13 protein-coding genes are annotated in these 12,808 nt (G+C 47.5%); all 13 read right to left on the bottom strand.

Features of this window, described 5'->3' with window-relative positions; genetic code table 11:
* Positions 1-8 precede the first annotated feature (8 nt).
* Positions 9-584: a flavin reductase family protein gene (locus J1C86_RS02560; RefSeq protein ID WP_002915845.1), complete on the bottom strand. Its 576-nt coding sequence runs from the start codon at positions 582-584 to the stop codon at positions 9-11.
* A 40-nt stretch (positions 585-624) separates the two neighbouring features.
* The gene (locus J1C86_RS02555; protein ID WP_125407400.1) at positions 625-1,347 is read right to left on the bottom strand and encodes an ABC transporter ATP-binding protein; all 723 of its coding nucleotides are present in this window, start codon (positions 1,345-1,347) and stop codon (positions 625-627) included.
* Positions 1,334-2,125, bottom strand: a complete 792-nt coding sequence (locus tag J1C86_RS02550) for an ABC transporter ATP-binding protein (protein ID WP_125407403.1) — start codon at positions 2,123-2,125, stop codon at positions 1,334-1,336. Before J1C86_RS02550 ends, J1C86_RS02555 begins: the two co-directional genes overlap by 14 nt.
* Positions 2,113-2,919 carry an ABC transporter permease gene (locus J1C86_RS02545; protein ID WP_111676348.1) on the bottom strand — a complete coding sequence of 269 codons (807 nt, stop codon included), beginning with the start codon at positions 2,917-2,919 and terminating at the stop codon, positions 2,113-2,115. Before J1C86_RS02545 ends, J1C86_RS02550 begins: the two co-directional genes overlap by 13 nt.
* Complete coding sequence (locus J1C86_RS02540) at positions 2,912-3,853, bottom strand: ABC transporter permease (RefSeq protein ID WP_125408809.1); 942 nt, start codon at positions 3,851-3,853, stop codon at positions 2,912-2,914. The genes J1C86_RS02545 and J1C86_RS02540 overlap by 8 nt, the downstream gene beginning before the upstream one ends.
* 91 nt (positions 3,854-3,944) lie before the next feature.
* Positions 3,945-5,552 carry a nickel ABC transporter substrate-binding protein gene (nikA, locus tag J1C86_RS02535; protein ID WP_125407406.1) on the bottom strand — a complete coding sequence of 536 codons (1,608 nt, stop codon included), beginning with the start codon at positions 5,550-5,552 and terminating at the stop codon, positions 3,945-3,947.
* 85 nt (positions 5,553-5,637) lie between these two features.
* Entirely contained in the window at positions 5,638-6,447 is an 810-nt protein-coding gene (locus J1C86_RS02530) for an ABC transporter permease (RefSeq protein WP_125407409.1), read from the bottom strand.
* Complete coding sequence (locus J1C86_RS02525; protein WP_125407411.1) at positions 6,440-7,435, bottom strand: ABC transporter permease; 996 nt, start codon at positions 7,433-7,435, stop codon at positions 6,440-6,442. The genes J1C86_RS02530 and J1C86_RS02525 overlap by 8 nt, the downstream gene beginning before the upstream one ends.
* Positions 7,428-8,411 (bottom strand): M14 family metallopeptidase, encoded by a 984-nt coding sequence (locus J1C86_RS02520; RefSeq protein WP_125407414.1) that lies wholly within the window; start codon positions 8,409-8,411, stop codon positions 7,428-7,430. Before J1C86_RS02520 ends, J1C86_RS02525 begins: the two co-directional genes overlap by 8 nt.
* Complete coding sequence (locus J1C86_RS02515; RefSeq protein ID WP_125408808.1) at positions 8,401-9,171, bottom strand: ABC transporter ATP-binding protein; 771 nt, start codon at positions 9,169-9,171, stop codon at positions 8,401-8,403. Before J1C86_RS02515 ends, J1C86_RS02520 begins: the two co-directional genes overlap by 11 nt.
* Positions 9,168-9,950: an ABC transporter ATP-binding protein gene (locus tag J1C86_RS02510; RefSeq protein WP_125408807.1), complete on the bottom strand. Its 783-nt coding sequence runs from the start codon at positions 9,948-9,950 to the stop codon at positions 9,168-9,170. The genes J1C86_RS02515 and J1C86_RS02510 overlap by 4 nt, the downstream gene beginning before the upstream one ends.
* 3 nt (positions 9,951-9,953) lie before the next feature.
* Positions 9,954-11,549, bottom strand: coding sequence for an ABC transporter substrate-binding protein (locus J1C86_RS02505; RefSeq protein ID WP_032905442.1), 1,596 nt, complete (start codon positions 11,547-11,549; stop codon positions 9,954-9,956).
* Between the two features lie 116 nt (positions 11,550-11,665).
* Positions 11,666-12,769, bottom strand: coding sequence for an NADH-dependent flavin oxidoreductase (locus J1C86_RS02500; RefSeq protein ID WP_125407427.1), 1,104 nt, complete (start codon positions 12,767-12,769; stop codon positions 11,666-11,668).
* Between the last annotated feature and the right edge of the window lie 39 nt (positions 12,770-12,808).

Here is a 12,808-nt window from a genome sequence, read left to right as displayed (position 1 = left end):
CGGTTTCTTTATTTTTCTTCTTGTTTTCGGATTTCTTTGATAATAGAGCCCATCTTGACTGACTCGTCGCTGAAATAGCGGTAAAGCCGTCCATCACCATCTCCCATGTAGCTGATAGGGGAAAAGCGGTCGCTGCGGAAAGCATCATTCTCATCAATCAACTCCTCATCTACCACGCGCCGAGTGACACGGGCGATGACATTGGTCAAGGCACCGCATTCGACCATATCCAGCACCTGACACTCAATGGATACAGGGCATTGGTCTACCAGCGGAGCATCCACAGTCTCGCCGATTGTGTAGCTGAGACCGGTCAGGGCAAACTTATCCTTACGACTGTTGAAGCCAGCAATTTCAGACTCTTTGGTCAGATCCTTCTCTGGGACATTGACTGTGAATTGCTGGTGCTTGGTAATCTCTGTAATGGCATTTCCCTTGGTACGCATGGCAATAACCATCATACTGCCCAAGGAATAAACCGAGCTTGAAGTCGAAATATTATAGCCGTGCACATCGTCCTTATAGCCTAAAAAGAAGACTGGAAAGCCGAAGTAAAGTTTTCTTGTTTCAAAAGTACGTTTCATATATATTCCTTTATTTTTAATTTTAAAATAGATCAGCTAATTAAGATATTCGTGAGCTGAAATGGCTCTTGTCACCTATCAACTTTTTTGTCACGGGGTGATGAGCTTGGATAGGAAGCTCAAAGTCCTTTATCTCATCAACGATTCCTCCGTCTGCCATGACCAAAATCCGATGGCAGAGAGCGTAGCTCAGCTTGAAATCATGCGAGATGAAAAGATAGGTCAGCTGGTATTTCTCCCACAAATCATATAGGAGGCGTAATAGCCTTCCCTGAACAATGGGATCCAAACCGCTCAGAGCCTCATCAAAGATGAGAATATCTGGCTTTAAGAGCAGGCCGCGGGCGATGCAAATCCGCTGAAGCTGGCCGCCACTGAGCTGGCGCGCAGGCTGATTTAGATAGCTTTTATCCAAACCGACGTCTTCTAGAATGGCTTCTATCTCTTCTCTAGCCACATCTTTTGGCAGGGCCTCTGTCAAGACCTGATCGACTGTAAAGTTAGGATTTACTGAATGGAGCGAGTCTTGAAAGACCAGCAGAATTCTCACCCCAGACTTTTTGACTGAATAGGGCTGGCCATCCAGTAAGACCTGGCCTTGACTGGGCTTTTCTAGACCAATCAGCAATTTAGCCAGCGTGCTCTTGCCACTGCCGCTCTCGCCCATCAGACCGATCATTTCACCTTTCTGGACGGAGAAGTTACAGTCTTTGACAACCATTTTGCCATCAAATTTTTTAAATACATGTCTACATTCCAGCATCTTGTCTCACCAACCGTTCGTATGGATTTCCTAAGATAAGGTCTTGGCTATAGGCCTGCGAAGGACTTTCGAGGATCTTAGCAACCGGCCCTTCCTCCATGATAGCCCCCTGATACATGACAAGCATCTTGCCTCCAAGCTCCTGCGCCAAATGATAATCATGGGTCACCGTGATGAGTGTCTTGCCTTTAGCCAACTGCTCCTTTAAGATGAGGATAATCTGCTCGCGATTGTGGATATCCAGCGCCGAAGTAGGCTCATCCAAAATGATGGTCTCTGGCTCTAGGCAAAGCAAGATAGCCAACATGACCCGCTGCAGCATACCGCCGCTGAGCTCAAAAGGATATTTCTTCAAAAGCTCTTCCGGCTCTCCTAGTCTGACCTCTTTCATAGAGGCTAGGGCCATAGCCAGACAAGCGCTTTTTGAAATCTTGCTATGGCTGCGCAGGGTTTCCCAAAAATGGCTTTGAATGGTCTGAAAGGGATTAAACATAGCCATCGGATTTTGAGACATATAGGCGACTTGGCTCCCCCGCAGCTTCTGCCAGTCCTTAATAGAGTTGCGCTCCAGAGACATAGAGCCATAGTGAACTTCACCTTGCATGCTCAAGGATGAAGGCAGTTGGCCAATCAATATCTTGGTTAAGAGGGTTTTACCAGAACCACTCTCCCCAATGATGACCAGAGACTGACCTGCCTCCACTTCAAAGCTGATGTTCTGCAGAATGGTCTTTCCCTCAATCTGGGCTGTCAGTTTCTTTACTGCTATTTTTTCCATATCTGTTTCCAGCCTTTCTCTTCAAAGCATTCGGCAAATAGATTAAAGGCGACCACAGTCAGAAAGATAGCCAGTCCGGGCGCCAGCATCATCCAAGTTGCCGTTTGAAAATGGCTTCTAGCATCATGCAGCATCATACCCCACTCGGTAATGTTGGGCTGGACACCGATTCCCAGAAAGGAAAAGCCAGAAATCATGAGAATGATATTCCCGATATTCATCAGCACAATAATCAGAATAGGCTTGTAGATAAAGGGCAGAATATGGGTTTTGAGGATATGAATCTGGGAGAGTCCCATGGTCTGGGCAGAAATGACATAAGCTTCCTCTTTGGCACTCTTGACTAGATTGGCTGTCACCCTTGCATAGTAGACCCACTCTATGATGACAATAGCTAAAATCATATTGGTCATTCCCTGTCCTAATATCCCAACAGTAGCTAGCGATAGCAGGAAGCTAGGAAAGGCGGAAATAACATTTGCAAACCATAAGAAGGTGGCTTCCGCCTTTCCCTGGTACCATCCGATCAGCAAGCCAACTGTGACACCGATGACCACTTCCAGCAGACTGATGGTCAGGGATAAAAAGAGAGAATAACGAGCCCCATGCAACAGACGAGACAAAACGTCTCTGCCTAACTGATCGGTTCCCAATAGATGAACAGCGTCAGGTGCCATTAGTTTATTTGAAATCTCCACGTGCTGGGGGTCGAAACTCGATAGATAGGGAGCAAAGAGAGCACAGATGAAGAGGGCCAGCAAAATGACACTTGAAAAAATAAATCGTTTAGACATTGCTCCTCCTTTTTCTGACTCTAGGGTCTATCCAGAGCGGCAGCTGCTGGGTTAGAATATTATTTCCCAAGAATAATAGGCCAAATAAAAGCATACAGCACTGGATAATGGGCAGATCCACAGACTGGAGCGCATCTACAAAGAGGGAACCGACACCATTCCAGGAAAAGACTTCTTCGACAATCAAGGAGCCTGTCAGGAGATAGACCAAGGTCAGGCTCAGGCCTGTCGCAATGGCTGGCAGGGAATTTCTCAAAAGATGATTCTTAACCAGGAAGAACTTGCTGACTCCACGCAGGAGGGCATTTTCAACGTGGACACTGTTCATCTGCTCCAGCACAGCCTTGCGGATCAAAGCGGTATATTGGCCAATCAATGACATGCTAAGGGTCAGACTAGGAAGAATCAAGCTGCTAAAATCCTGCTTGCCCGAAACTGGCAGCCATCTGAGCTGAACAGCAAAAATCACAATCAGCATGTAGCCTAGCCAAAAGCTGGGCATGGAAACGCTGGAAAAGGATAAAAAGCGAGTGACCTTATCAAAGAGAGAACCCTTGTAGACTGCACTAAAAATTCCCAAAGGAATGGACGTAAGCAAAATGAGAGCAAAGGATGTCAAGCCCAGAGAAAGAGTCGACTGGAAACGCTCCAGCACCAAGGGCAGGACAGGAACCTTTAATAGATAAGATGTTCCAAAATCTCCACGAAGGGCCTTAGTCAGCCAAGCTAGATATTGCTGGGGCCAAGGTTGATTGAGACCCAGATATTCTCTGGCTTTTTCCAAGGATTGAGGGGTTACTTGAATCTTAGATACCCTTAAATAGTTTTCTGCTTGATCAGCCGAGGATAGCTTGGCCAAGAGAAAGGTCAATACTGATATCATCAATAGAGCAGCTAAGAAAGAAACTATTTTTTTAAATAAATCTTTTTTCATAGTCCTTAAAAGAAAAGGGGCGGCTGATAAGCTTTTCAACTTAGCAGCACTACTCCCTTTATATTAAAATTTGCAGTTATGAAGTCAGCTTTTATTTTTTCTCAATATAGCGCAGTGGGAAAGCATTTTCTTCTGGGGCAAAGCGCATGCCATCGAGTTCTCCCTTGCGGTAGACGGAAACAACAGATTGGTAAGTGATTGGAATATAGATAGCTTCATCGTGGAGCATAGTGAGGACTTTCTTGTAGCCTTCATCGACTTTTGCCTCATCTGGTTCGACCAGAGTCGCCTTGATAATTTTATCAATTTCTGGCTTAGATGGCAAAGCTTCTAGGGAAACATTTTCTGGGTGACCGTGGTCTGCTGGTGAAGTCAGGGCAGTCATCCAAGCATGTGGATCCCAAGGTGCTCCCCAAGAGAAGGTTAGCATCAAATCAAAGTCGCCAGTCTTAATATTTTCCCAATAGTCATCTTCTTCCATCGCTTTAAGCTGAACGTCAATTCCGATTTTCTTCCATTCGCCTTGGAAGTACTCAACCAAGTCCTTGTCTGTCGCCTTAGACGAGATATAAGGAACATTTAGGCTCAATTTCTTGCCGTCTTTTTCACGAATACCGTCAGAACCTTTCTTCCAGCCTGCTTGATCCAGCATCTTTTCAGCCAGCTCGATATCGTATTCATAGGGAGTCAGATTGGCGTCAGAGTGAGGGGTAGATTTAGAGAAGATGGTATCAGCTGGTGTTTCTGTTCCGCGGAAAATGTCTTTCGCGATAGACTTCTTATCAACCGCATGGTTCATCGCCTGACGGACAGTCTTGTCTTTGAAGATTTCCTGCTTGGCATTTAAGAGCATGAGGCGGCTGGACATTGGCTGAGATACGTCTGTCGTGTACTTATCATCCTTGGCATACTTAGCAAAGTTATCCAAACCGATAACGCCATTTCCATAGATCAAGTCAACATTGCCAGACTCAAACTCAAGAGCACGGGTTTGTGGGTCTGGGATAATCTTGACAGTTACTTCTTTCAGTTTAGGCTTTTCACCCCAGTACTTTTCGTTACGGGTAAAGGTGATGTACTCGTTTGGCTTCTTGTCTTTGACAACCCATTGACCGGTTCCGATTGGCTTCTTGAGGTTGTCCTTGGTCGTATCATCTCCATCAGGGAAGGCAGCATCAGCTATGAAGCGGATTGGACGAATCATTGATAAATCATAGAGAGTCGCACTGTAGGCTTGTTTGAGCTTAATTTCAAAGGTATGCTCATCTACAACTCGATAGCTTTCCAGCTGGTTGGTAAAGTCAAACCAAGTGTGGTTTTTCTTATTTTCCTCTGAAAAGACGGTATCGAAATTCCGTTTGACATTCTCAGCATTAAAGTCAGAGTCGTCTGAGAATTTTGCCTTTCTCAACTTGAAGGTATAGGTTTTACCATCTTCGCTGATATCCCAGCTTTCAGCCAAGGCTGGCTCGATCTTACCATTGTCACCGTAGCGGACTAGGCCTTCATAGACCATATCTTGAATGACAAATTGGTCTGGATTGTAGCGGTGAGGATTGACATCCCCAAAGTCCTCTCCCCAGACCATGGTGAGTTTGTCTTTCTCACCGACCTGTTTGGATGAGTTTGAGTTTTGCTGGCAGGCTACCAAGAATAAGGGCAGCAAGAGGACAACTAATAAAAATAGTTTTTTTCTCATTTTTATTGAATCACTTTCTTGTATTCATATTTTTATGATCGCAGTCCCAAGAGATAGGGGGCTATAGTTTATGTTTTTTTTATGATCAATTCATGCGGTTGTACTTGCTGTTGAGAGCATCTCCGAACTTGGTAAAGAGGAGAATGGTCAGAATCAGTAAGATACAAGGGAAGACCACAATCCAGGGAGCTTCCTGGATGTAAATCCGGCCGTCATTGATCATGGCTCCCCACTCAGGCGACGGTGCCTGAGCTCCCAATCCGACAAAGCTGAGACCAGCGATTTCCATGATAATGGTGCTGATGTCAAAGCTCATGGTCGTCAGAATCTGAGGAAAAAGACTGGGGAAATAATAGTTTTTCAGAGTCGTCCAAAAACTATTGCCATACATTTTCGAGGACTGGATATAGGGTTCATTTTTCAGCTGTAGGGTCATGGAGCGCATCAGGTAGGCATACTTGGTCCAGGCCGTCAGGCAGATAGCGATGAGGGTTTGCTGGAGACCGATGCCCAAGATACTGACGATGGCAATAACCAAAATGATAGAGGGGAAAGACTGAAAAGCCGTGATAACCAGCAAGATGAGCTGGTCGAATTTTCCGCCGATGAAGGCACTGATCACCCCTATAAAGGAGCCCACTGCCGCAATCAGCATTAGAATCATCAGGGCTGGCAGAACTGTTTCCGCACCTCCGCTTACTGCACGCGCAAAGACAGACCGGCCTAGAGCGTCTGTTCCGAACCACTCACTGCTGCTCGGTCCTTGCAGGGCTTGTCCCAGATTGACCTTGGTCAAACTGTCACCCAAGAGACGAGGAGCCAAGGAGGATAGGACCAGGGCCAGGATGATAAGGCCGCCCAAGACTAAGAGTTTTCGATTGATTTTCTTATCCATACGAGCCCTCCTTGCTTGTTTTTAGTCTCTTCATGCGCGGCAGCAGTTTGGGATTTTCCTGAGCCAGTCGGACGCGAGGATTGAGCCAAACCGTAAGCAGCTGAAAGACTAGATTTACAGTCAAGACCCCAGCTGTAATAAAGAGGATCGCCCCCTGAATGAGGGGATAATCCCGCTTGGCAACTACTCCAATCAGCATCTTACCGATACCCGGCCAGGAAAAGAGATGCTCGATAATAGCTACACCACCCAAGAGCGAGCCCAGAGAAAGGCTGACCAAGGTCAGAAGAAAGGGCAGAACATTGTAAATCACATCATGCAGCAGGATATGTCCCTCTCGAATCCCCCGACCTCGCGCACCTTCGACTTCTGGTGAATGCAGTATTTCTATCAAAGCGGTCCGCAGCTGCGGGATATAGCGAGTGGACATAATCATGGCCAGTGTCATGACTGGCAAGACTAGACCCAGCTCATTAGCCGTTGCCTGAATGGGAAACCAGTGCAACTGAACGGAAAAAATCAGAATCAAGATAATCCCCATAACAAAGCTAGGAATGGCATTTAGGAAGGCCAGACCTGCCATCAGGAAGCGATCAACTGGCTTTCCAGCATGGTAGGATGTGTAGAGAGCCGTCGGCAGGGAAATTCCCAGAGTCGCTAGCAGGGTATAGAAAGCTAGGTAGACTGTATTGGGAAAATAGAAAACCAGCTGCTCCCAGACCGAAGCTCCAGAATTATAGGTCACACCAAAGTCACCATGGACAATCCTGCCCAGCCAGGCCAGATATTGCTCCATAAAGCTGCCATTCAGTCCCATCTCTGCCCGCTTGATTTCCAGCAGTTCCTTGGTAAAAGGAATGCCCTGAGCATTGAGGATGCTCTCAGCCGGATCTCCCGGTGCTAGATAAACCAGTAAAAAGGAGATGAAGCTGACGCAGAGCAGGATGAGGACGAATTGCAGAATAGTTTTGATAATAAATTTAATCATGCGCCTCCCTTTCAGATGTCTGGTAGCTTTCAGTCTTCTTGCTGGCAACGGCCAGCAGCACTTCGCCTTGGTGGACGACCAAGGTCGCTTTCTGGTAGAGGACCAGACCGTCTTCCTTGGCAGTCACCTTTTCTAAAATATTGCCATAAATATCACAGATTTCGCCAATGACCTGACCAGCCTGTACTGTTTGATTGGGCCGAACAAAGCACATCCAGCAGCCCGACCTCTGACAGGTCAGATAATAACTGTCGTCAAAGATCAGCGGCGCCTGCTTATAATAGGGCATAGTCCCTTCAAAAAGATAGCGGGCGACTTGCTTGACTGACTCTTTCATGGCCAGTACATCCTCTGGCAGACAGGTGCCGTTTTCTCCCTGCTCCAGCAGGATGCTAGGCAAACCATAGTCCACCGAGGCAGCGTGATAAAGATTGCCACGGTCCTGAGATTGGTAGATTATCGGTGTCCCAGAAGCCTGCAGCATCTGATAGGACTTCTCCATTACCTCTGGATTTGCCCGCAGAGAATAGTAACCATGTGGTGTCAGCAGTTCTTCCCGATTACCACTGTGCAGGTCAATGAGGAAGTCACTGACACTAAAGACCTGGCTCTCAATCACAGACCGAATCTGATAGCTGAGGCTGGAAACCGGCTCTTGATCCTGAAAAATCCTGTTCAGATCGAGGCCGTCCTCAGGTACAAGTGTCGTCTCCCGAGCCCAGAAGCCGCTGACATTGACTGCATGCAGGAGGAGGACAGAGCCCTGAAAGTTAAAGTCCCATTCATGCGCTAAGTCCATCAGCGCCTTAACCCCGACATACTCACAGCCATGAACCGCCGCACTGATGGTCAGCAAGGGCTGGGTAGCCTGTCCTTTGAGCAGGGTGTACTGGATAGCCAGCTCATCCGTGATGGGCAGACTGCCTTGATAGCTGCTGCAAGGAGCCATAGAGTCTAGTTCTTGCTTAATCCTCATCTTTATCCTCCCTGTACTGACTGAGCAAGAGCTTGGTATAGTCACTCTTGGGAGCAGAGACGACCTCTCGCATGCTGCCCTTTTCCTGCACGATTCCGTCCTTGAGGACGACCAAATCTTCCGCAAAATTGCTGACCAGAGCGATGTCATGAGAGATGAAGAGAAAGGATGTCTGCGAGCGCTCCTTGATATCTGCCAGCAGCTGCATGACTTCATACTGAACAGTCACATCAAGGGCACTGGTGATTTCATCGCAGATGAGCACATCGGGATTAATCAGCAGGGCACGGGCAATGGCCGCCCGCTGGCATTCTCCTCCGCTCAGCTGATACGGCAGCCGCTGGGCAAGCTCAGCTGTCAGACCAACTGAGGTCAGCAAGTCATGGATGGCCTGCTTTCTATCTAACTGCTGCTGATAGAGAGAGAAGTTACGACAGACCTCTTCCAGGCTCTGCTGAATGCTGCGCTTGGGATGAAAAGTCGACTGGGGCTGCTGGGCAATATACTGGACCCGAGCATAGTATTCCCTATCCTTGTAGTCATAGACTGGTTTGCCCAGTAGGGTCAGCTTCCCTTGGTCCGGCTTTAAAAAGCGACAGATGAGTTTAGCAATGGTACTCTTACCAGAGCCTGACTCTCCGACCAGCCCTAAAGCCTGTCCCTTTTCCAAGCTAATATCAATATCAAAGACACCAATTCTCCGATTATCAATCTGACCATACTCGTAGGTCAACTGGCGACCGACCAATATTTGATTCATAGCTGCCCCCCTTCTCTAAATGCTGCTAGCTTAGGCACGGCCTTCAGCAATTTCTGGGTGTAGGCCTGCTCAGGACGGCGGAGAATTTGATGGGCTGGACCACTTTCGACAATCTGCCCTTCTTTCATGACGACTACCTTTTGCGCTAGATGCTCAGCTACACTGATATCATGTGTGACAAAGAGAATGGCCATGTTTTCCTCCTGATGAAGCTTGCTCAAGAGATCCAGCAGCTTCATTTTCGACAGGACATCCAGAGCGCTAGTCGGCTCATCAGCCAGCAATAGTTTGGGTCTGCTAGCTAGAGCTAGCGCCACACCGACTAGCTGCATCATACCGCCACTAAGTTCGAAAGGATACTTATTGACGACTTTTTCAGGCAGCAGTCCCACCATTTCTAGACATTCTTCCAAGGGACGGAGATTTGCTGCCTGCTGGCCCTGATTTTTCACCAAGTCCTGATAATGCTTTTTGATCTTACGACGGTTATTGAAGCTGAGACTGGCATGCTGACTAATCCAAGCCACTTCTCGGCCTACAAAAGGCAGATAAATGCGGTGGTCCTGGGGCTGAATTTCCTGCCCCTCAAAGGTAATACTGCCCTCTGTCACTGTCAGCCCCCTAAGAGGGAGGCCCAGCAGCATCTTGAGCAGGGTGGACTTGCCACTGCCACTCTCGCCCACAATCGAAAGGGACTCCCCCTCTGCAAGAGAGAGGGAGACCCGATCGAGAATGACTTTATCTGCTGACTGCACCAGCAGATCTTTCATTTCCAGCATGTTTTATTCCTTTGATAGTTTGTTGCTGACGTGATAGTAGTCTGTTGGATGGGATTCCAAACCAGAGACGGACTTGTCCATTACCAGAGCGACCTTGAAGAAGCCGATAATGGTAAAGCCATAGTCTTTGTCCATGATTTCTTGAATTTCCTTGCTGAGCTGATTGCGCTTAGCTGGATCTGTTTCAGTCGCCAGCTCTTCGATTTTCTTATCCGCTTCTGGGTTGCTGTAGTGACCAATATTAGCTGCACCGTTTGTCTTAACAGCACTGTTGAAGAAGGCATACGGATCACCAATCGGAGCTGCTACCACCGCATAAGGTGTGAAGGCATAGTCCTTTTCACTGGCAACGGCACTGACTTCAACTTTCTTAATAGTCGCTTCGATTCCGACTTCCTTGAGCTGTTGTTGGCTTGCTTCTACAGCCAGCGGCATTTCAGGCAGACGGGTAAAGGACAGCAGCTCAATGCTGACTTTTTGACCGTCTTTTTCACGATAACCATCGCCGTCAGTATCCTTGTAGCCAGCTTCATCCAAGAGTTTCTTAGCTTTTTCTACATCAAATTCATGGACACTCTTTTGTAGGGCAAATGCAAAGCCAGTAGGGAAAGGTCCAACAGCTGGCACAGCTGAGCCTTTAAAGAGAGATTCTGAGTAGGTCTTCTTGTCTACCAAGGTATCTAAAGCCTGGCGGAACTTGTCATCTGCTACGTAAGGATTTTCAAAGTTATAGTAGTAAGCTAGGTAGCGAGAACCTTCTACTTCAGAAATTTTGTAGTTCTTATCGGAAGTATAGGTACTTAGATTTGCATAAGGCAGACCATAGACGGCATCGACTTCCTTAGACTTGAGGGCTGCAGAAATAGCTGTCGGATCAGAGAAGTATTTAATCTTCAGATTAGCAACTTTTGGCTTACCATCCCAGTAGTCGTCATAAGCCTTGAGCTCTGCTCCGCTCTCAGGAGTGTACTTGGTCACCATGTAAGGTCCAGTTCCGACAGGAGCCTTATCAGATGCGCTCTTGCCAGTCGTATCGACAATGGCGGAGTAGGGCTCTGCCAAGAGATTAGCCATGATAGGCTGAACAGCCTTTGTCTTAATGGTCACAGTTTGACCCTCTGCAGAAATGCTGTCAATGCCCAGATCAGCAGCTGCCCGCTCACTCTTCTCAACCAGACGTTCTAGAGAAGCTTTGACCTTTTCACCGGTCATTTTTTCACCATTTTGGAAGACAACCTTATCCTTGAGGGTAATTTTCCACTCTAGGTCTGATACTGCTTCGATTTTCTCAGCCAACCAAGGTTTCACCTCAAGTTTGTCGTCCATCTTAAAGAGGGTTTCTCCCACTCCGTAACGGACCGTGAACCAGCCATTGTATTCCGCTGCTGGGTCAATATTTTCTGGAAATTGTGTATAGCCAATAGTCACAGTCTTGCTGTCACCATCGCCAGCAGGCTCGCTGGTTTTGCTAGGGTTTACACAGGAAGCTAGGGCTAGGCCTGCCAAGGTTAAAACCATTATTTTTTTTAAATATTTCATAAAATATTCAAATTCCTTTTCTATTTTGTAAACTACTTTTAGACGTTCTGTCCTAGTCAAATCTAAATACGCTTCGCTCTCTGTCTAAGGTGGTTCTATGTCCTGAAGATGAGAGAGCAGACGAGTGAAAAACAAATGATTGCTCATCCTCTTTCCTCCTTGGGGATGTGCTTGTCTTAATCTTTTCCTTCCAGATAGCTTCTAGCATCTTCGACAAAGGCAGTTGGCAAAGCCAGGTCAGCCTGCAACTCATCGCGATAAGTTCGGATGACTTCTTCCTCTCGGCCGGAGACAACCTTTTCAGCCCAGTCTGGGTCTAGGAGCAGGGCCTTGCCGAGGGCAAGGAGCGGAATCCCCGCATCCAATACTCGCTGGGCATCCTGCTTGGTCTTTATCTGACCGACACCAATAAGGGGTACTCTACCATTAATTTTTTTGATAATTTTCTGAATCACTGGCTCTGAGTCCTGAGAATCTCTGATAGACGAGCGCCAGACATCAGAGGTCGAAATATGTAGATAGTCCACTTGATGATAGATGAGCTGCTCCAGCAACTGCAGGATGTCATAAAGCTGGATACCTGGCTCTTCAATCTCTTCTGGAGAAAAGCGGTAGCCAATCAGGAAGGGGCGGTCGGCCTCTTCTTTGACTAGTTGCTTGGCTCTTTTCAGCAAGGTCTTTGGAAAGCGCAGGCGGTTGTTAAGGCTGCCGCCCCACTTGTCCTGACGGACATTTGAATGAGGAGAGACAAACTGCTGGATCAGATAGGTATTGGCTCCATGAAGCTCGACTCCGTCAAAGCCAGCCTGAATGGCCCGTCTGATAGCTGACAGAAAGTCCTCTATCACCTGCTCCACTTCAGAATTCTTGAGCGCTCTCGGCTCTGCCAGATAATCGCGCGGGGCCTTGACAGCGCTGGGTGCTACTGGCTGACCGTCAATCAAATCAGGCAGAACCATACGACCACCATGATAAAGCTGCACAATAGCCAGAGCCCCTTGGTCCTTGATGGCCTTGGCTAGACGGCTAAGCCCCTCAATCTTATCGTCCTCGGCGCCGCTGAAGCTCTCTGCAAAGGACTTGCCCAGAGGATGGACATAGGTACTGCCAGTAATGACCATGCCAACCGATCTCGACCGGCGGGTAAAAAAGTCAATATCTGCCTGAGATACATAGCCACCCGGCTCACTAGCGCAGATAGTCATGGGCGCCAAGACAACGCGATTGCGCATGGTCTGACCATTTTTAAAAGTAAATTTATCCTGAATCTGTGTATTCATCTAGTCACCTCTTTCCCAAGATAAATCATGTCGTTTGTT

The organism is Streptococcus sanguinis (assembly GCF_050220005.1).
Classification (GTDB): Bacteria; Bacillota; Bacilli; order Lactobacillales; family Streptococcaceae; genus Streptococcus; species Streptococcus sanguinis_Z.
This window is presented reverse-complemented; position numbering and strand designations above follow the sequence as displayed.